Origin of the sequence: Qipengyuania aestuarii (assembly GCF_019711535.1) — a bacterium.
GTDB lineage: Bacteria > Pseudomonadota > Alphaproteobacteria > Sphingomonadales > Sphingomonadaceae > Qipengyuania > Qipengyuania aestuarii.
Genome location: NZ_JAIGNP010000003.1, coordinates 503,656 through 521,848, shown reverse-complemented (window position 1 = coordinate 521,848; position 18,193 = coordinate 503,656). Strand labels below are relative to the sequence as shown.

Below are 18,193 nucleotides of genomic sequence, written 5' to 3'. Positions count from 1 at the left end.
ACCTGTTGCGCGAAGCACGATTGATGGACGAGCAACCGCTGCCGTTGGCAGCAATTGATTTTATCGATTGAGCCTAGCTGCCGGACTGACGGCTCAACATTTCCATGGTCGGCCGGATGCCCGAAACGTCATAACCGGCGGCTAAAGCGTCGTCGGAGAGTTGATCGACGGGCGCGCCGGACTTGGCCTTCGCAAGAGCCCACAGGATGGTCGAGCGTGTACCGGAGCGGCAGAAAGCCAGAACCGTGCCGTCCGCCTCATCCAGAGCGGCCTGCATCTCCTCGATCTGCGGCAGGCTGAAGCCGGCCGAACTTACCGGGATCGCCCGATAGGCGATGCCATTGGCTTGGGCGGCTGCTTCGATCTCCGCTCCGGCGGGCTGATCGCCGGCCTCGCCATCGGGTCGGTTGTTGATAATGAGGGTCACGCCAGCCTCTTTGGCGCGCGCGACGTCCCCGGCCTCGATCTGGGGCGATGCGAGCATTCCCTCGCGCAGCTGCTTGAATTCGACCATTGCCTTACGCCTCCTTGGCTTTTCTGGCCCGCCGGTTTCGCTGCACCATGTTGAGCAATTCGACACCGACTGAGAATCCCATGGCGGCGTAGATATACCCCTTGGGCACGTGGAAGCCGAAACCATCGGCGATGAGCACGAGGCCGATCATGACAAGGAAAGCGAGCGCCAGCATGACCAGGGTCGGATTCTTCTCGATAAATCTCGCTAGGGGGTCGGCGGCGATCATCATGACGCCCACGGTTATGACCACAGCGATGACCATGATCGCGATCTCATCGGTCATGCCGACGGCCGTGAGAATCGAATCGACGGAAAAGACCAGATCGATTGCGACAATCTGGGCGATGACCGTACCGAATGCCGCCGTCACAGCTTCTCCGGTGCCGGGGGTCTTGTCGAGCAGATCGCCGGAATTGTCTTCCGGCTCCATCGAATGATGGATTTCCTTCGTCGCCTTCCACAGCAGGAAAAGTCCGCCCACCAGGAGGATCAGATCCCGCCCTGAAAAAGCGGTTTCGAAGGTCGGTTCACCATAGGCGCTCGGCGCGCCCTGAATGCCCAGATCGAATAGCGGCTCCTGGAGAGTGACGATCCAGCCAATGAGCATCAGCAGGCCGATGCGCATCACCAGGGCGAGAGAAAGCCCGATTCTGCGCGCTTTCTGCTGTTGATGTTCGGGCAGCTTGTTGGAAAGAATCGCAATGAAGATGAGATTGTCCACCCCCAGCACCACTTCCAGCGCGATGAGAGTAAGCAGCGCCAGCCAGGCGGCGGGATCGGAAAACAGTGCAATCAGGTCCATGAGCCACCGATGCCCAACCCGTCATGTGCTGGCAAGGGCGAATTCTACCCGTTTTCACCATGCTAAAATGTCACATTCGTGCGTCAGAACACGATTGTGCGCTAAAATATTCGCAAGAAGCGATCTTTCACGCTATGCATGCGAGTAATGCGGGGGGAATTTTCCAGATTCTCCCATGCGCAAACGCCGGGTACGCCTCGCAGCCTGCGTGCCCGAGTGAATGATTACTCGGCTGCGCGACAAGGTATTTTACGACTTATGGGTTACGACAAAGGGCGGCGCCGGGGACGGGACAAGCGGGACAATATCGGCGAAGATTTTGATCCGTTCGGTGGTTCTCCCGGCGGTTTCGATCAGGGTGGCGGCTTCGGTGGTGGTGACCGCGGCGGCTATGGCGGCGGCGGTTTCGGTGGCGGCGGTGACCGTGGCGGTTTCGGCGGCGGCAACCGTGGCGGTGGCGGCGGCTTCGGCGGCGGTAATCGCGGCGGTGGCGGCGGCTTCGGCGGCGGCCCCCGTGGCGGCGGCGGCGGCGGCAACCGCATGCCCGCACAGGTCGTGGGTACCGGCAAGGGCACGGTAAAGTTCTTCAATTCGCAGAAGGGCTTCGGCTTTATCCAGCAGGAAACCGGTGGTGAAGATATCTTCGTCCACATCAGCGCTGTCGAACGCGCGGGCCTCGAAGGCCTCGCCGAAGGTCAGGAACTGGAATTCAACCTCGTGGATCGCGGCGGCAAGGTGTCGGCGCAGGATCTCCAGGTTGTCGGTGACGTGATCGAAGTCGAACAGAAGGCAGCGGCACCGCGCCGCGAACTGACCGGCGAAAGAGCGAGCGGTACGGTAAAGTTCTTCAATTCGATGAAGGGCTTCGGCTTCCTGACGCGCGACGATGGCCAGCCGGACGCATTCGTCCACATCAGCGCCGTGGAACGTTCGGGCCTCTCCACGCTGAATGAGGGTGAGCGCTACGAATTCGACCTCGAGGTCGACCGACGCGGCAAATATTCCGCGGTCAATCTGGTTCCTGCCGAATAAGGTAGATGACCACTCCTTCCGCTGCCGTTTGACCAACGCCGCATGAAGGAATAGATCGCTGGCAAACACGCAGATGGCGGCTCCCGTTCCGGGGCCGCCATTTGTCTTTGATACTCGTGAGGAGAGTCCTGAGAATGTCGATCAGCCCGCTGATGCCCGTTTATCCCCGTTGCGGCGTGCGCCCTGTCGCGGGCGATCACTGCCATCTGATCGATGAGGACGGTACGCGCTATCTGGATTTCGCCAGCGGCATCGCAGTGAACCTGCTCGGGCACAGCCACGAAGGCCTGATCGGCGCGATCCAGAAACAGGCAGAGACATTGATGCATGTCTCCAATCTTTACGGAAGCCCGCAGGGCGAAGCACTGGCGCAGCGGCTGGTTGACAAGACTTTTGCGGACACCGTCTTCTTCACCAATTCGGGCGCGGAAGCCGTCGAAGCGGCCATCAAGACCGCACGTGCCTATCACCAGCACGAAGACGGGGACGCCAACCGGACCGAACTGATTACCTTCACCAACGCCTTTCACGGCCGGACGATGGCGACGATCAGCGCGTCCAATCAGGAAAAAATGCACAAGGGCTTCATGCCCCTGCTGGCCGGGTTCCAATATGCGGAATTCGACAATCTTGAAAGCGCGAAAGCCCTGGTAACCGACAAGACTGCCGGCTTCCTCGTCGAACCGATCCAGGGCGAAGGCGGCATCCGTCCCGCTTCGGATGAGTTCATTCGCGGCCTCAAGGCTCTTTGTGACGAGCATGATCTCATGCTCGTATTCGACGAAGTGCAGTGCGGGGTGGCGCGTACGGGCAAGCTCTATGCCTATGAACATTACGGCGTCGAACCGGACATCATGGCAACCGCCAAGGGTATCGGCGGCGGTTTCCCGCTTGGTGCCTGCATGGCGACGGAAAAAGCTGCGCGGGGCATGGGGTTCGGCACGCACGGTTCGACCTATGGCGGCAATCCGCTCGCCATGGCTGCAGGAACGGCAGTGATGGATGCCGTAGCCAATGATAAATTCCTCGCGGAAGTCACCGAAAAGGGCGAGCGTCTGCGCAGCCGCCTCGAGCAGTTCATCGGCAATTATCCCGAATTGTTCGATTTCGTGCGGGGCAAGGGCTTGATGCTCGGCCTTCGGATGAAGGTCGAGAGCCGGCCCTTCTTCGTCCATCTGCGGGACAACCACCAGTTGTTGACCGTGGCTGCGGGCGACCAGACGCTGCGCGTCCTGCCGCCGCTGGTGGCCGATGATGCAGAATTCGACGAATTCTTCGACAAGCTTTCTGCCGGCGCAGCAAGCTTCGATCCGGCGGCAAACTAATGGCGGGCGGCGACGCGCTCGATCTGGCTCCGGCGGTGAGGAATTTTCTCGACCTGTCGGATGCGGGCGGAGATGCGATCGCCGCCATGCTGGCGGATGCGCAGGACAGGAAGACGGCGCGTCAGGGATGGCCCAAGGGCAAGCCCGATGCCGATGCTCCGCTTGCAGGTCATGTGCTCGGCATGATCTTCGAGAAGAACTCCACCCGGACCCGCGTCAGCTTCGACATCGGGATGCGGCAGCTCGGTGGCTCGGCTCTCATCCTCGATTCGGGGACTAGCCAGCTTGGCCGGGGGGAAAGCATAGCCGACACCGCGCGGGTGCTGAGCCGGATGGTCGATGCCATCATGATCCGGACAGACGATCATGCAAAGGCCGAGGAGCTGGCCCACTATGCGCATGTCCCAGTGATCAACGGTCTGACCGACCGGTCCCACCCGTGCCAGATCGTAGCCGATCTGCTGACGGTGGTCGAACAGGGCAAGGCGCTGCCGGGGCTGGAACTGGCCTGGCTCGGCGATGGCAACAATGTTCTTCATTCCGTTCTCGAGGCGGCCGGGCTCTTCAAGTTCAATGTGCGGGTGGGCGTGCCCAGCGGATATGAGCCGGAAGCCGAATTCGTGGAGATGGCGCGTAACGGCGGCGCTCAGGTTACGCTTACGCACGACGCTGCGGAGGCCGCGCGCGGGGCAGACATTATCGTGACCGATACCTGGGTTTCGATGGGGCAGGATCATGCCCACAACAAGATCGCGGCCATGGCGCCCTTCCAGGTCAATAAGCAGCTCATGGAACTGGCCAAATCCGATGCGCGGTTCCTCCATTGCCTGCCGGCCCATGTGGGTGACGAGGTGACCGAGGAGGTGTTCGAAAGCGCGCAGTCGGTCGTTTTCGACGAAGCCGAAAACCGCATTCATGCACAAAAGTCGGTGTTGCTGTGGAGCTTCGGCTTGCTTGGTTGATGCGCGGGGGTCTGTAAAACTGCCGCTACGCTCTCCATATGTGCGCCCATGACTTCTACGACACACGCCAATGAAGAAACCTTCGCCGGTCGCACGCTGAAATTCACCATCCCTTCGCGCGATGCGCGCGGACGTCTGGTGCGGCTGGACAGCACGCTCGACGATATTTTGTCTGCGCATGATTATCCTGCTCCGATCACGCATATTCTTGCAGAAGCGCTCGTGCTCATCACGCTGATGGGCTCGCTGGTGAAGGAAGACGGATCGCAGGTGACGATGCAGGCCCAGACGGAAGCCGGCGCGATCAATCTGCTCGTGTGCGATTACAAGGGTGGCGAACTTCGCGGCTATGTCGATTTCGACGAAGATCGGCTGGCTGCACTGGGAGCCAATCCCTCGCTTTTCGCGCTGTTCGGCAAAGGTTATCTCGCGATCACCTTCGACCTTGCCACAGGCAAAGGCCGCTATCAGGGTATCGTGCCGCTCGAAGGGGAAACACTGGCCGAGGCGTGTGAGACATATTTCCTACAATCCGAGCAGGTTCCGACCCTTATCCGCACGGCCATCCGGTCCGACGGCGGCAAATCGTTTGCCGCGGGCATGCTGCTACAACACTTGCCCGATGGCGAAGAGGGGCGCGAGCGCCTGCATGCGCGGCTCGATCATCCGGAATGGGAGCACGTCGCTATTCTCGGAGGGTCTCTCAAGCACGAGGAGCTTCTCTCGTCGGACCTTTCGCTCGAAGCGATCGTCTGGCGCCTGTTCCACGAGGAAAGCGAAGTGCTGGTGGAGCAAGGCCAGACAATCGGTAAGGGATGTCGCTGTTCGGTCGAGCACTACCGCGACGTGCTGATGAAATTCCCTGAGGCCGACCGCGAAGAAATGCGCAACGCCGACGGGATCATTAGCGTGGATTGCGCATTCTGTTCTCGCCAGTTCCCGATCGAGGCCTGAACGGACCCTCTAAGAACAAAGAAGCAATTTCGTTTCGGCGATGTTATGGTGCTGTTCACCGCCAAGGGAATAGAACCGTAACAACGCGCGGCGTTTGATAGATAGAAGATCATGATGAAATCGAAGAAACAATACCGAACTGTTGCCGGCCTTTTCGTACTCGGTGCGCTTGCAATCGGCGCGCCGGTCGTTGCTCAGGCATCGCTGGCCATGCTCGACACACTCGATCGTGGCGGCTGGGAACTTCGGTATCGCGACGGCAGCGCGCCGCGGAACATCTGCGTGCGTAGCGGCCGCGAGTTCATCCAGCTGCGCCATGCCGGAGACAGCTGCAATCGCTTCGTTGTCGAAGACGGAAAAGCGCAAGTGACCGTGCAGTACACCTGCCGCGGCAATGGATATGGTCGCACGAACATCCGGCGTGAGAATTCCGGCCTGGTCCAGGTCGACAGCCAGGGCATCGCAGACGGGCGCCCGTTCCAGTTTTCCGCTGAAGCGCGCCGGACCGGATCCTGCCGCTGACTTGCAGGGCAGGTGCGCTAACGCTAGCGGACAAGCCATGACTAAGGTGAATTCAGAAGCCCCGGGTCCTGCGGTCGTGCTGCTTTCAGGCGGGCTCGACTCCATGGTTTCCGCTGCCCTTGCGCGTGAGCGCGGCCATGCCGTCCATGCCCTGACCATCGATTACGGCCAGCGCCACAGCCGCGAATTGCAATCGGCCAAGGCCATCGCGGAAAAGCTGGGGGTGGAACGCCACGTCGAATTACCCCTCGACCTCAGAAAATTCGGCGGATCGGCGCTGACCGCCGATATCGATGTGCCCAAGTCCGGAGTGGAAGAAGATGCCATTCCGGTCACCTATGTCCCGGCGCGCAATCTTGTTTTTCTCGCGCTTACGACGGCCTTTGCGGAGACTTCGGGGTCGCGTGATATCTTTATCGGCGTGAATGCGCTCGATTACTCCGGCTATCCGGACTGTCGCCCAGAATTTATCGAGAGCTTTGCAGAAACGGCCCGTCTCGGTACGAAACAGGGTGTCGAAGGCTCGCCATTCACGATCCATGCGCCGCTTCAATACATGACCAAGGCCGACATTGCCCGCGAATGCGCGCGGCTCGGCCTCGATCCAGCCTGGAGCTGGTCTTGCTACGATCCGACCCCGGAAGGGCTGGCCTGCGGCGAATGCGATTCCTGTCGCCTGCGGCAAAAAGGGTTTGAAGAAGCCGGAGTTGTCGATACGACTGTCTACTCATAAGGGCCGCAAAGGCTCGGGAGAGTAGAACATTGAATCAGAACGCACGTCCGGAGACCGTCGAAAATCCCAGAGAAACTGCGGGGTTGGACAAAGTCCCGGCCTATAGTTGGTACGCGCTGAGTGTACTTGTGGTGGTCTATGTTCTCAATTTCGTCGACCGGAACATCATTTCCATCCTGGCGGAGGACATCAAGGCGGATTTAGGTTTGCGCGATGATCAGATCGGCTTCCTTTACGGTACGGCCTTCGGTGTTTTCTACGCCCTTTTCGGCATTCCCCTAGGCAAACTGGCGGATAGCTGGCACCGCATCCGGCTGATGACAGCGGGCCTTGCGATCTGGTCGGCTTTCACTGCCCTGTCTGGATTCGCGCGTAATTTCACCACGCTTAGCGTCGCGCGCATCGGTGTGGGGGTCGGCGAAGCCACGGCCAGCCCCAGCGCCTATTCGCTCATTTCCGACTGGTTTCCGAAAAAGATGCGCGCGACCGCGCTCGCGATCTATTCTTCGGGGCTTTATATCGGGGGCGGCATCTCGCTTCTCATCGGCGGCGCAATCGTCGAGAACTGGAATTCCAGCTTCCCCGACAACCCGCCGCTGGGCCTCGCCGGATGGCAGGCGGCCTTCATTATCGTCGGCCTTCCCGGACTTCTGCTCGCATTGCTGGTCTTTACCTTGAAGGAACCGGTTCGCGGCCAGAGCGACGGCATCATCACCCCTCCTTCACAAGAGCCTTTCCGCGGCTTCTTCCGCGAATTGATTGCGGTGATTCCGCCCTTCACGCTAATCGGCGCGGCCAGGGCGGGAGTTGGCGGCATCGCACTCAATATCGCAGGCGCTGTGGTCATCGGCGCGCTTGCCTATGTGCTGACCCAGATAACCGGCAATGCGCAGCAATGGATTGCGGTGGGCATCGGCTATTATGCCATCTTCTCCTGGGCCTCGACGCTCAAGCGCCGCGATGAACCGGCCTTCACGCTGATCTGGGGGACGCCTGCTTTCCTAAGCACGATCCTTGCTTACGGCATGGTCGCCTTCATGTCCTACGCCGCGTCCTTCTGGGCGGCGCCTTATGCGATCCGCATACTGGAAGAGGCTCCGTCGACAGCGGGTTTCTGGATTGGTGGGCCGGGCGCTCTGGGCGGTTTCCTCGGCATTATTAGCGGCGGGTGGCTGGCAGACCGCCTGCGCCAGAAGCATGCAACGGGCCGCCTTCTGGTGGTGGGCATCGGGCTCGTGGGCGCGGCGCCCTTCCTCTACACCATGTTCACCACGACCGATCCGCTCGTTTTCTACGTGGCCGCTTTCCTGCAATCGCTGTTCGGCAGCTCGGCGCTCGGGGCTGCGGCCGCTACGTCGCAGGATCTGGTGTTGCCCCGTATGCGCGGCACGGCAACGGCGACCTTCTTTCTGTCGACAACGCTCGTGGGTCTGGCACTTGGGCCCTATATGGCGGGGCAGGTCTCCAGCATGACCGGGAGCCTGTCTACAGGTGGCCTGAGCCTGCTGATCGCCGTACCCATCGGCCTCGTCCTGCTTTTCATTGCCCACCGCACAGTGCCCGAGGCGGAGCGTACGCTGCTCGACCGGGCCCGCGCGGCAGGCGAAGAGATAGCTTCCTGATCAGCTCATCGTAAGGACGCCGCAGGCTACACGCGAGCCTGCGTCGCCTGCGGGATCGGTGCGGTAGTCGTCAGGACCGGCGTGGATGACGATCGCCGTGCCGTCGGCATCGAAGAGATAGTTGCGATAGGCGGCCGTATCCGGACCGATGTCGATCGTGGTACTGGCGGTGCGCGACGTCCCAACTTCCAAATTGGGCATGTCGCCGACATGCTTGCCTTCCGGATTGAGCGAGCCATGCTCGCGGTTCAGCGGGTTGAGGTGCCCGCCTGCGCTTTTGAAATCGGGCCCTTCGCAGCGACCGGTGGTGTGGAGGTGAAAACCATGCGCTCCCGGCTCAAGCCCCGTGGCGACCATTGCAAGCGACAGGGTGCTGCCGTCCGAAACCAGCTGGGCGGTTCCCACTGGCACGCCATTGGCACGGGTCAGCTGGGCCTCAGCGATTGGGCTGGCGGAGAAATTGTCCATGGTGGAGCATCCCGCCAAGGCCATTGCGGCTAGCGGAGCGGCGAGCATCATACGCATATGTTCTATCCTTTTGGTTGTGATCACGCCCAACCAACGAAAAAGGGGCCGGATTGCTCCGACCCCTTCTCGATGTTTCAACTCCGAAGAGTGAATTACATGCCCGAACCCGGACCGTAGGTAACTTCCACACGGCGGTTCTGGAGTTCGCGGACGCCGTCGGCGGTCGGAACGCGAAGCTGCGTTTCACCGAAGGCTTCGCTCGAGATGCGGCCACCAGGAACACCACGTGAGGTGAGGTAGTCGCGAACCGACGAGTTACGACGCTCGGCGAGGCCGATGTTGTACTGCGCCGAACCCGAGGTGTCGGTGTGGCCAGCGAGCATGACCGAAGCCATACCGCAGTTGGCGTAAGCCGAAACCGCGTTGTCGAGGATCGTTGCTGCTTCAGGCGTGATGTCCGACTTGTCCCAGTTGAAGAAGACAATGTACGGGCCCTGCTGGCAGACCGGAGCCGGCGGCGGCGGCGGCGGGGGAGGCGGCGGCGGCGGCGGCGGCGGCGGCGGCGGCGGCGGGATTACCGCAGCAGGTGCGCCGAAGTTGTAGCTCAGCGTACCCATCAGCGAGTGGGTGCGGAACTTGCCGTCACGTTCTGCGCCGGTGTTGTCGACCAGCGACACGTCTTCGGCAGTGAACATGCGATAGCGCAGGCCAACGTCGATGTTGTCGGTCAGCGGAGCGCGAACGCCGGCAAGGATCTGCCAAGCGAAGTCGGTCGACGAATCGTCGATCACGGGATCAACTGCGTTCGGAACCGAAATCTGGCCTTCGAGGCTGGTGCGTGCAACACCGGCACCACCACCGACGTAACCCTGGAGGCCGTCGTCGGGACCGAAGTCGAACATGCCGTTGAGCATGAATGCGAGCGAGTTGGTCGAACCGTTGGTCGGGAAGGTTCCCAGGCCGTCGACTGCGACTTCGTCGTGGTCAGCATCGCGGTAGCTGACTTCGGTTTCCAGACGGAAAGCGCCGAAATCGTAACCGACGTAGCCGCCGCCATCGAAACCATATTCATAATCGATGTCGAGCGCAGGCGCCGTACCATCGTTGCTGTCCGACAGGGTCATGTCTTCGGCGATCATCGGGCCGAATTCGCCACCGATGTACCAAGAATTATCCCTTGCGAGGGCTGGCGATGCAAGGGCCGTTGAGGCCATCGCCATTCCTATGACTAATTTCCGCATTAGTTATTTCCCCTTTTTGCGAATTGGAGCCACCGAGTGCCGCGTATTTAGAACTGCGTCACCACGCTGGCAAGCGGGCAATAGTCGGGAACTGTTGCAAGAATGCCGCAATTCCCAAAGTGTAAACAAGGATTTCCGGGCGGTAACCCCCTTCCGTGTCGGATGCGTAACGTCGCGGGTCATTGCTGGTTCCGGACAGTTCAAGAAAAAATGCCGAATTCTTTCAATCCAGCCGCCAGTACCTCGATAGCCTTGCGGGCCTCCTGGTCGATTACCGCGCCGCCGTAAGGGAGAGCGGGCGATTGTAAACTTGCCCATGCCCCCTCGGAGAAGCGCAGCAGCGCCGCTCTTTCACGGTCGAAAGCCATCATTCCCGCCCGCGGCGCGATGAATGTCCACTGGTCGCCATCCCAATTGGCCAGCGATCCGGCGCGGCCGGAAAAAGCGCCGTCCGCATCGCTGCCGACGAGAAATGTTTCGCCCGGAACGGGATGGGCGGGTTCCTGCGACCGCTCGCCGGTCACTTCCGGATGAAGCAGCATGTCGATCCGGGCCATGGCTTCGTTGAACGTGAATTCCTTCTGGGCCTGGCCCGGGAAAAGATGGGGGAGCGCAAAACGCGGGGTACTGTGGGACATATCGGTCTCCTGATGATGGAATGTCAGCCAAGGGCTGCGAAGTGCAGGGGCGGGGAGAGGTCGTGGGTCCCGATCTGCCGAACATGGAAAATGCCCTGCGGCGCGGCATCGGCTAGGGCGTTCCAGTCGCTGGCTGCAAGTTCGAGCTGCGGCCGGGCGGTCTGCCAGCGCCCGATCGCTGCGTCCGGAGGGCCGAAGCTGACCTCGTAACCCTCGGTCTCCTCCACCAGCGGCACATCGACATGGTCAGGCCATCCCCATTGCCCTCGTGCCCGCCGCGTCCAGCAAAGCAGCAGGCTGCCGTCCGCCCGCACAAGGGCGCGGGGATGGACCGGCGGGGGCGGCCGCAAAGATGCGCCGGGGTTCTCGAGCGCGGCGAGGGCAGGCTCTTCGTCGGCCGTGCCGATGGCGGCGAACTGGCGAGTGCCGGGACGGAGCGATCCCGAGCTCAGCGGTACAAGGCGATCGTCGAGCAATGTGACTGGAGCGCCGTGGGCATGCCCCACGGCCGCCTCGCGCTCGGTGCCGCCGCGGCCGCGTAGCAGGCCGGCCAGCTTCCACCGGCCCGCGCCCAGCGGGAGGGCCTCGGCAAATTGCAGCACTTCATTGCCGACCAGCAGCAGGTTTTCGTGCCCGGCGACGCCGCGCAAATCCGTGGAGGTAAGGAGCGCTTCGTGGTCGATCAGCTGGACCAGCAGGCTGGCGCCGGGTTCGAACCGGATCGCTCGCGATGGGCCCAGCGGGGCGGCCAGTTGCCCGCCGATCGCGCGTTCCTGCGCGGCGGTGTCCAGCGGGACCAGCCTGCCCTCCTCGGCGGCATAGAGCGTGCAGCCCGGCCAGCGGCCAGCCGGGGCGGATGGCGCGGCGTGGATCACCCGCATGTCCGGAGCGCCCAAGCCGTGCCAGGGCATCTCGAACACGCGCAGGCTGGTCCGGCTCGCCAGCCGGTCCGGCGGCGACCAGGGCGATCCCGCATCGGCTGCAGGCTCGGGCAGGGGGCCGGAAGGGGGGTAGCGGGCAAGGTCCAGTTCCACGCCGCCATCGCGCCATTCGCGGGCCACGATCTGGTAGAGGCCGGGATGGCCGGGCGCCGTCACGATGGCGCCGGGCGCCAGATCGGGATCGAGCGTGCTGCACCGCCACTGCAGCCGCTCTCCCGCCGTTCTACCCCTGACATGGGCAGCGCGGGCGAGCGCGAGCGCGTCGGCAGCGCTCAGCACGCCCGGAAACTCCAGCGTGCGCGAACCGGCGCCCAGCGGTCCGGCATATTGCAGCCCCGGCTGGAAATCGCGGGCCGCATCGTAATAGCGCAGCGCCGCCGCCTGCCCTCCGCTCCCGGTGGGGCGTGACTGGCTGGTGCCGTCCAACCGGCCGAACTCGCCGTCTTCCCAGCGCACTGCCGGGGGCAGCTCTTGGGCCGGCCCGTGCGGGGCAGAGGCATGGCGCAGTTGCAATCCGCCTGCGTCTGTATCGACGGCCAGCGGATAGAGCCGGTCCACCAGCTGCAACACCTCGCGCACCGAGCCTGCCTCATGCGCAAAGCCGCGCAGTCCGCCGAGCCGCACGCCGGCACCCGAACCGGCCCCGCAATCCTCCATCACCATGTCGACCAGCCTGCTGCCGTCCCCCGCCACGATCTCGAAACTGAGCGGGGGAATGCGATTGCCGAAATCGCTGAGGTCGAGATCCTCGAACACGGCATAGGCCAGCCCGCGAAAGGCGGGGCAGCGAGGGCCCAGCGCCGCTTCCATCAGCGGATCGCGCGGCTGGTCGCCATGTCCCTTGTAAAGCCGCAGCTGGCCCCCGGCCTTCAGATCGCCCGCCTGCCCGCGCAGCAGGCTGCCGCCCGCCCAGATGCGCCCCAGCCGCTCGATCGGGCGGCTCGACAATGCCACGGCGAAGGATGCCGAATAGCTGTAGCGCACGGTCTTGGGCTTGCCCTTGCCGCCGCCCTCACGCTCGAGGTGCTCGGCCAGATCGGCTGCCCAGATGATCGACCCGCCGCCGCGCATCGTGCCGTAATGTCGCGCGATGGGCGTGCCATAGCTCGATCCGGTAACGGCCAGTTCCTTCAGCCGGGGGCCGTGGCGGTCCTTCGGGCCGAACAGCGCGTGATCGATCGCGCTTCCGGCCAGCGTGCCCGCCATCTGCCCCAGCGGGCCGAACAGGCTGCCGACCGAGGAAAGAAGAATGGTTGCCATGAGAAAATCCTATCGGAGGGTAAGCCGCCAGTGGCGGATCGGCGGCCAGGCATCGGCGCCATGCTGGAGCACGACACGGCGCAGGCCCGCATGGGCGTGCACGAAGCGGTCGCCCCCCGTGCTGACGCCTTCCGTGATAACGAGGAGGTGCTGCTGCGCGGGTCCGGCACGCACCAGCAGCACGTCGCCGCGCTGCCTGCCGCCTTCGACCTCGCGCAGACCCAGCGCCGCCGCCATGGGCAGGAGCGCGGCGATGCTGCTGTTGCGCAGGCCGTAGCGCGGCGTGAAGCCGCCCCCGTCCACGCCGCAGCGACGCAGCGCGCAGAGCACCACGCCCACGCAATCGAGGCCGTGGGCGGGGTCCCTGCCGTGCAGGCGGAAAGGAGTGCCGACCAGCCGCTCCGCCGCCGCTGCGAAGCGTTCGGGCAGCGGGGTCATCGCGGCTGCGGATATTGGGCCAGCAGGTCGCTGCCGGGAAGGTGTGGTTCGCCCTGGAAATTGATCGCATTGCCGAACCTTTCGGCGCAGGCGGCGATGGTCCGGTCGCAGCCCTGCCGCAGCAAGGCGCGCATGCCCGGCATCACGCCTGCGTCCAGCGGGCGGTCGAGCGTGAAACCCATTTCGTCCAGCGCCAGAATGGCAAAGGGGATGCCCGCCTGCGGCCCGTCGATGAAGCGCAGCTCCCCCTCGAGATAGAGCGAGGGGGCGGCGAGGTCGAAGCGCGCGCGATTGCCGATGGGATCGATCGCGGTAAGCACGGCGCGCGAGGTGAACCGGCTGGCCGAAAGATTGCACCCCGGCCCGCAGAACCGCGCCCGGCATGATGGGCTGGTGCGCGGCACCGGGTCCACGTCCAGATCCGCCTTGGCCGAGCGCAGGCGGGCGCTGAACGTGCCGCTCTCACGCAGCAGCGTGTCGATCGCTCCGGTATAGAGGACGGCGTGCTCCAGACTTGCCCAGTCGGCCACCCCGCTCACGATCCGCGCGCAGTCGAACTGCCCGGCGGCGATGTCTTCGCCCCGGATCGTGTCATGCGCCAGCGCGCCGTCCACTTCGGCCTCGTCATCGTCCAGCAGTATCGACTGGCGGATGGCGGAAGGCAGCATGCCCGGCGCGGCGCGGTGGAGAATGCCGCCGAAATAGAGATCGCGGTCATGCGTGGTGAAGCCCAGCGTCACGCCGTCCCTGCGATAGATGCGCCACCAGCTCGCCGCGTTATCCAGCTCGCCGGCAAAGAAGGCGCGGCTCATACCGCCTCCCGGATTTCGACCAGCGGAACCGAGGGCGCGTCCCCGGCGGCGAAGGTCGCGCCGGATATATCCAGCCGGTCCTCGGCAAAGCGCACCGGCACGTCGAACAGGAAGCCCGCGCGCACTGCCGCGCCTGCGGCGGGCGGCGTCTCGAAGCGGATCACGCCCTTGCCGATATGGCGCCAGCCCGATGCGGGCACGCCGTCGAGGCTTACGAGGATACTGCCCGGCACCGGCCGCGTGATGCGGCGCTGCTGATCGCCATAATTGCGCACCAGCGCGAAATCGCCCGCCGCGCCGTCGCCCGTGCCGATGGCTTCATCCACGGCCGAGGGCTGGCCGTCGCCCCCGGCCGAACTGTGGTCGAAGGGATCGCGCAGGCGAAAGCCGCGGGCGGGGCCATAACGGGCGCGGTAGAAAGCGAGCAATTCGCGTAATTCGGCCTCGCCGCGGATGCCGGGGCCGACATCGTAGCGCAGGCGCGCATCGCTCCACAGCGCATTGCGCCGTTCATGGCCCGATGCGGTCACCGCCACGCTGGTGGAAAATTCCGGGCTGACCGAGGCATCGCGCCCCAGCGCCAGCGGATAGGCGACATCGTCGAATGCGTTCATGCTCTCCTCCTCGTGATAGGGCAGGCGCACGTATCCATCGCGCACCACCTGCGGCAGCGCCCAGACGAAGCGCTGCGAAATTCCCTGCGCGCGCGCCTCGTCCAGGCCCTTGTCGATGCGGGGCCAGAAGCTTTCGGCATCGCCGCGCTGCAAGACGAAGCCGGACAGATAATCCTGCCGCGCGGTTGGATAGCCCAGCCTCTGGTCCACCAGCGCGCGCGCCTCGCGCCGCGCCGCATCGCGCCCGGCGGTGAGCCAGTCGTAATCTTCCAGCTGCAGCCGGTCGAAGGCGGGCCAGGCCCAGGCATGCGGCAAATTGGCCCGGTAAAGCTCGGGCATGTCCGGATCGAGCACGGTGGGCGTGAAGGCCAGCAGCAGGATTTCCGCCGCACCTCCCGCCGCCGCCCGCACCGCATCGGCCATGCCAGCGGTCGCCGCGCCCAGCGCCGCGCCAGCCCGGTCGAGCAGCGCTTTCTGCTCATCGTCCAGCGGCCCTCGCATGTCGGTGATGATCAGCGCATCATCGCCCCACTGCGCGCGCGCGGCGGCGTCATAGAGGCAGGGCGCGCCGCTGCCGGGCTGCACCCACCACCATGGCTCGCCAATCTGGAACAGCACGTCTGCCCCTGCGCCCTCCAGCACGGCGGCCCATTGCACCGCGACCGCGCGCAGATAGGCCATGGCTGCGCCGTTGCAGGGAGAGAGGAGGGCAGAGGGCGGGTCCCAGCCAGTCTCGCCCGCACGGCCCGCATGATCGCGCTGCTTCCAGTCTTCGGGGCAATTCTGCGCCAGCAGTTCGAAGGAGAGCGAGGCGATGGGCGCGAAATCCATCGCCGCCGCGCGGGCGAAATAGTCTTCGTGCCAGAGGCGGGCGGGCGTGCTCAGCGCGCCGTCCTCCTCCACCGTCAGCCTGCCGGCCCGCAGCCGGTAATAATGGCTCATGCCCAGATAATGGACGATCCGCCCGCGATAGCCGAGCTGTTCGATCTGGCGCAGCAGCCGCGCCGGGGTCTGGTTGAAACTGTCGTCATAGGCGGTCGCCATCTGCTCGCCATGCGCGGGCAGGATGACATCGCCGATGTCGATCACCGCGCGTTCGCCCTCGCAGGCGATGGCGCGCATTTCCGCCCAGCCGGTGCGGCGGGCGGGGAAAGCGGTGGCAGAGCCGGGGGCGAAACCCTGCGGCGCCAGGCTGATGAACATGCGCTCGATCGCGGCGACATGAACCGGCTCGCCGGGCAGCGCCCAGCCCGATTGCAGCTGCGAGAAGGGCAGGGTGATCTCCGCATCCTCGGGCGATCCGCTGGCATAGTTCCACAGCCGCACATACCAGGCGCGGGAGGTGCCGCTGGCATCCTTGCCCTCGATGGTCAGCGTGGGTCCGTTCGGCTGGTCGAGCGGGACGAGGCCCGATGACCGCCAGCGAAAGCGCAGCACGCAGTGGCGGTAATCGCGCTCGGTCCGATAGGCGAGCAGCGGGTGGTCGAGCCTGTCCTCGCTGTCCCAGATCAGCCCCGACAGCTCGCCCTCGTGATAGAATTCGCACTCCACCCGCAAGGCATCGGGCGCGGTGGTGACGACGCTGGCCATCATCGGGCGGGGGAAATTGACCGTCCAGAAGCGCGGATCGAAGCGCGCGATCCAGTCGGAATGCTGTTTGCGGCGCGTGTCCGCGAGCCAGAAGGGCATGGGTTTGTCTCCAAACAAAAACCTAAATCACCAACACCCTTCGCAGTGCACTGGCCACCTGGCGGGACGAACGTTGCAGGGCGACCGGGGCGCTGGTCCCGGGTGGCGTGGCGATGTTGATGGCGACGCGAACCTCGCGCGGCGGGCCACCGAGCTTGTGACTGGGTTCGATATGGCCCGCGCTGGTCGGCACGAAGACCTCCGGCCCGCGCTCGCCGACGAGATAGGGGCGGTCGGGCCCGACCAGCCCGCCGGTGGCGCGGCCGGGCAGGCCGAGGAAGCTGCCGATCAGCTGGCTGAACAGGCCCGCCATCTGCGCAAGGCCTCCACCGGCCCCGCCGCCCATGCCGCCCGCCGGATTGCCGCCGCCCATGATGCTGTCGAGCCCGGCGTTGAGCGCGCGGGCCGCGATCTGGTCGAGCGCGGAGAGTGCCACGCGTTTCAGATCCTCGAACTCCAGCTTGCCATTGCGCAGCGCGCCCGTGAGGCTCGTTTCCAGCAGCTTTCCGGCCATCTCGAACCCGCTCACCAGCGTGGTGTCGAAATCCCGCCGCATCGCCGCAATGTCCTGTGCGAAGCCGCGCGTGTCGGCGCGCACGGCAACCAGCAGATCGTCGTAATCATCTTCCATTCCGGTCCCTTTCCATCATCGCCGCGATTTCCGCGCGGCTGGGCGGGGCGACGGCGGGGTCGTGCGTGCCAAGGCTGAGTGCGAGGTCTTCGGGCGTGGCGTTCCAGAAGATGTCGGGCGGCCAGCCCAGCGCCCGCGCGCTCAGCCCCGCCAGCCGCCGTGCGCCCACGCTAAAATCCGCCACATCATCGCCCGCGCAGGATCTGGCCGAGCACGGCTTTGAGCGGCGGCGCGGCCTTGGCGAGCCCCATCGACACCACCGCCTCGCCGATTTCCTCGCGCGGCAGCGGGGCGTGGCCATGCTGGCAGAACCAGAACAGCGCCGCGATGTCGGCCAGCCTGAGCTCGCCGCGCCCGGCCCGCTCGACCAGCGCGAAGAGCGAGCCCAGTTCCTCCTCCGCGCGCACCAGCGCCGCGAATGTGGGCCGCAGCAGCACCTCGCGCCCGTTCACATGGAGCTCCGCCTCGCCGCGCTGGGGATTGGCCTGTGTCGAGGTGCCGCTCACGACGGCATTACCTGGCCCGAGCTTTCGAGCTGGATCGCATAGGTACGCTCGCCGTTGAAATCGCCCGCATAATCCAGCCGCTGGACCAGGAACCGCCCACGCATCCGCGCGCCGTCCTCGAAGCTGAGTTCGTAGGGATGGACGGTGCCCGCCAGCGCATGGGTGCGGACCCTATTCTCGGCATCGGAGCCGAGGAACACGCCCGACGCGCTGACCGAGACCGAGCGCGTGCCCGCTCCCGACAGCAGATCGCGCCAGCCGCCGCTATCCTTGTGGGTGACCACCACGGTATCGCCATTGATCGACATCTGCGTGGTGCGCAGGCCCGCCACCGTCTCATAGGCGGCAGGCACGGCGTCATTGCCGACTTTCAGCAGGAAAGCGGCGCCTTTCTGGGGTGTCATTTTTGGGGTTGTCCTTCTTGTTTCGCGCCCCCCGCCTCCGCGGGGGCGTCCTCGCTAGACGCGCAGCAAGCTGCGCCCGCTG

At 64.5% G+C, this 18,193-nt stretch carries 20 protein-coding genes; 7 read left to right on the top strand and 13 right to left on the bottom strand.

The window, feature by feature from the left end:
* Positions 1-73: 73 nt before the first annotated feature.
* The gene (locus tag K3175_RS12305; RefSeq protein WP_221543669.1) at positions 74-514 is read right to left on the bottom strand and encodes a protein tyrosine phosphatase family protein; all 441 of its coding nucleotides are present in this window, start codon (positions 512-514) and stop codon (positions 74-76) included.
* A 4-nt stretch (positions 515-518) separates the two neighbouring features.
* Positions 519-1,319, bottom strand: a complete 801-nt coding sequence (locus K3175_RS12300; protein ID WP_221543668.1) for a TerC family protein — start codon at positions 1,317-1,319, stop codon at positions 519-521.
* A 258-nt stretch (positions 1,320-1,577) separates the two neighbouring features.
* Between K3175_RS12300 and K3175_RS14290 the strand changes: the two genes are divergently transcribed.
* The 7 genes from K3175_RS14290 to K3175_RS12265 all read left to right on the top strand — a co-directional run bounded on the left by K3175_RS14290 (position 1,578) and on the right by K3175_RS12265 (position 8,469).
* Positions 1,578-2,351 carry a cold-shock protein gene (locus K3175_RS14290; protein WP_221543667.1) on the top strand — a complete coding sequence of 258 codons (774 nt, stop codon included), beginning with the start codon at positions 1,578-1,580 and terminating at the stop codon, positions 2,349-2,351.
* A 134-nt stretch (positions 2,352-2,485) separates the two neighbouring features.
* Positions 2,486-3,676: an aspartate aminotransferase family protein gene (locus K3175_RS12290; protein WP_221543666.1), complete on the top strand. Its 1,191-nt coding sequence runs from the start codon at positions 2,486-2,488 to the stop codon at positions 3,674-3,676.
* On the top strand, positions 3,676-4,638 hold the full coding sequence (argF, locus tag K3175_RS12285; protein WP_221543665.1) for an ornithine carbamoyltransferase: 963 nt from the start codon (positions 3,676-3,678) through the stop codon (positions 4,636-4,638). The genes K3175_RS12290 and argF overlap by 1 nt, the downstream gene beginning before the upstream one ends.
* A gap of 48 nt (positions 4,639-4,686) precedes the next feature.
* On the top strand, positions 4,687-5,592 hold the full coding sequence (gene hslO / locus K3175_RS12280) for an Hsp33 family molecular chaperone HslO (protein ID WP_221543664.1): 906 nt from the start codon (positions 4,687-4,689) through the stop codon (positions 5,590-5,592).
* Positions 5,593-5,703: 111 nt separating this feature from the next.
* Positions 5,704-6,114 carry a hypothetical protein gene (locus K3175_RS12275; protein ID WP_247710879.1) on the top strand — a complete coding sequence of 137 codons (411 nt, stop codon included), beginning with the start codon at positions 5,704-5,706 and terminating at the stop codon, positions 6,112-6,114.
* Between the two features lie 37 nt (positions 6,115-6,151).
* The gene (gene queC / locus K3175_RS12270) at positions 6,152-6,847 is read left to right on the top strand and encodes a 7-cyano-7-deazaguanine synthase QueC (RefSeq protein WP_221543663.1); all 696 of its coding nucleotides are present in this window, start codon (positions 6,152-6,154) and stop codon (positions 6,845-6,847) included.
* A gap of 29 nt (positions 6,848-6,876) precedes the next feature.
* Entirely contained in the window at positions 6,877-8,469 is a 1,593-nt protein-coding gene (locus K3175_RS12265) for an MFS transporter (RefSeq protein ID WP_221543662.1), read from the top strand.
* Here the strand turns inward: K3175_RS12265 and K3175_RS12260 are convergent, their stop codons facing one another.
* The 11 genes from K3175_RS12260 to K3175_RS12210 all read right to left on the bottom strand — a co-directional run bounded on the left by K3175_RS12260 (position 8,470) and on the right by K3175_RS12210 (position 18,111).
* The gene (locus K3175_RS12260; protein ID WP_221543661.1) at positions 8,470-8,994 is read right to left on the bottom strand and encodes a superoxide dismutase family protein; all 525 of its coding nucleotides are present in this window, start codon (positions 8,992-8,994) and stop codon (positions 8,470-8,472) included.
* A gap of 95 nt (positions 8,995-9,089) precedes the next feature.
* Complete coding sequence (locus tag K3175_RS12255) at positions 9,090-10,178, bottom strand: OmpA family protein (RefSeq protein ID WP_221543660.1); 1,089 nt, start codon at positions 10,176-10,178, stop codon at positions 9,090-9,092.
* A gap of 200 nt (positions 10,179-10,378) precedes the next feature.
* On the bottom strand, positions 10,379-10,816 hold the full coding sequence (locus K3175_RS12250; protein ID WP_221543659.1) for a DUF2793 domain-containing protein: 438 nt from the start codon (positions 10,814-10,816) through the stop codon (positions 10,379-10,381).
* Between the two features lie 23 nt (positions 10,817-10,839).
* Positions 10,840-13,017 (bottom strand): GTA baseplate fiber-binding domain-containing protein, encoded by a 2,178-nt coding sequence (locus tag K3175_RS12245; RefSeq protein WP_221543658.1) that lies wholly within the window; start codon positions 13,015-13,017, stop codon positions 10,840-10,842.
* Positions 13,018-13,026: 9 nt separating this feature from the next.
* Complete coding sequence (locus tag K3175_RS12240) at positions 13,027-13,455, bottom strand: peptidoglycan endopeptidase (RefSeq protein ID WP_221543657.1); 429 nt, start codon at positions 13,453-13,455, stop codon at positions 13,027-13,029.
* On the bottom strand, positions 13,452-14,267 hold the full coding sequence (locus K3175_RS12235; protein WP_221543656.1) for a DUF2163 domain-containing protein: 816 nt from the start codon (positions 14,265-14,267) through the stop codon (positions 13,452-13,454). Before K3175_RS12235 ends, K3175_RS12240 begins: the two co-directional genes overlap by 4 nt.
* Positions 14,264-16,570: a DUF2460 domain-containing protein gene (locus K3175_RS12230; protein ID WP_221543655.1), complete on the bottom strand. Its 2,307-nt coding sequence runs from the start codon at positions 16,568-16,570 to the stop codon at positions 14,264-14,266. Before K3175_RS12230 ends, K3175_RS12235 begins: the two co-directional genes overlap by 4 nt.
* A gap of 22 nt (positions 16,571-16,592) precedes the next feature.
* On the bottom strand, positions 16,593-17,201 hold the full coding sequence (locus K3175_RS12225; RefSeq protein WP_221543654.1) for a tail tape measure protein: 609 nt from the start codon (positions 17,199-17,201) through the stop codon (positions 16,593-16,595).
* Entirely contained in the window at positions 17,191-17,385 is a 195-nt protein-coding gene (locus K3175_RS14220; protein ID WP_345719357.1) for a phage tail assembly chaperone, read from the bottom strand. Before K3175_RS14220 ends, K3175_RS12225 begins: the two co-directional genes overlap by 11 nt.
* A 1-nt stretch (position 17,386) precedes the next feature.
* Entirely contained in the window at positions 17,387-17,707 is a 321-nt protein-coding gene (locus K3175_RS12215; protein WP_221543652.1) for a gene transfer agent family protein, read from the bottom strand.
* Positions 17,704-18,111, bottom strand: coding sequence for a phage major tail protein, TP901-1 family (locus K3175_RS12210; RefSeq protein ID WP_221543651.1), 408 nt, complete (start codon positions 18,109-18,111; stop codon positions 17,704-17,706). The genes K3175_RS12215 and K3175_RS12210 overlap by 4 nt, the downstream gene beginning before the upstream one ends.
* Positions 18,112-18,193 lie beyond the last annotated feature (82 nt).

Bases quoted from the DNA above. Each gene is read 5' to 3' on its own strand.
- K3175_RS12305 (WP_221543669.1), bottom strand. From the start codon at position 514: ATGGTCGAATTCAAGCAGCTGCGCGAGGGAATGCTCGCATCGCCCCAG.
- K3175_RS12300 (WP_221543668.1), bottom strand. From the start codon at position 1,319: ATGGACCTGATTGCACTGTTTTCCGATCCCGCCGCCTGGCTGGCGCTG.
- K3175_RS14290 (WP_221543667.1), top strand. From the start codon at position 1,578: ATGGGTTACGACAAAGGGCGGCGCCGGGGACGGGACAAGCGGGACAAT.
- K3175_RS12290 (WP_221543666.1), top strand. From the start codon at position 2,486: ATGTCGATCAGCCCGCTGATGCCCGTTTATCCCCGTTGCGGCGTGCGC.
- argF (WP_221543665.1), top strand. From the start codon at position 3,676: ATGGCGGGCGGCGACGCGCTCGATCTGGCTCCGGCGGTGAGGAATTTT.
- hslO (WP_221543664.1), top strand. From the start codon at position 4,687: ATGACTTCTACGACACACGCCAATGAAGAAACCTTCGCCGGTCGCACG.
- K3175_RS12275 (WP_247710879.1), top strand. From the start codon at position 5,704: ATGATGAAATCGAAGAAACAATACCGAACTGTTGCCGGCCTTTTCGTA.
- queC (WP_221543663.1), top strand. From the start codon at position 6,152: ATGACTAAGGTGAATTCAGAAGCCCCGGGTCCTGCGGTCGTGCTGCTT.
- K3175_RS12260 (WP_221543661.1), bottom strand. From the start codon at position 8,994: ATGCGTATGATGCTCGCCGCTCCGCTAGCCGCAATGGCCTTGGCGGGA.
- K3175_RS12255 (WP_221543660.1), bottom strand. From the start codon at position 10,178: ATGCGGAAATTAGTCATAGGAATGGCGATGGCCTCAACGGCCCTTGCA.
- K3175_RS12250 (WP_221543659.1), bottom strand. From the start codon at position 10,816: ATGTCCCACAGTACCCCGCGTTTTGCGCTCCCCCATCTTTTCCCGGGC.
- K3175_RS12245 (WP_221543658.1), bottom strand. From the start codon at position 13,017: ATGGCAACCATTCTTCTTTCCTCGGTCGGCAGCCTGTTCGGCCCGCTG.
- K3175_RS12240 (WP_221543657.1), bottom strand. From the start codon at position 13,455: ATGACCCCGCTGCCCGAACGCTTCGCAGCGGCGGCGGAGCGGCTGGTC.
- K3175_RS12235 (WP_221543656.1), bottom strand. From the start codon at position 14,267: ATGAGCCGCGCCTTCTTTGCCGGCGAGCTGGATAACGCGGCGAGCTGG.
- K3175_RS12230 (WP_221543655.1), bottom strand. From the start codon at position 16,570: ATGCCCTTCTGGCTCGCGGACACGCGCCGCAAACAGCATTCCGACTGG.
- K3175_RS12225 (WP_221543654.1), bottom strand. From the start codon at position 17,201: ATGGAAGATGATTACGACGATCTGCTGGTTGCCGTGCGCGCCGACACG.
- K3175_RS12210 (WP_221543651.1), bottom strand. From the start codon at position 18,111: ATGACACCCCAGAAAGGCGCCGCTTTCCTGCTGAAAGTCGGCAATGAC.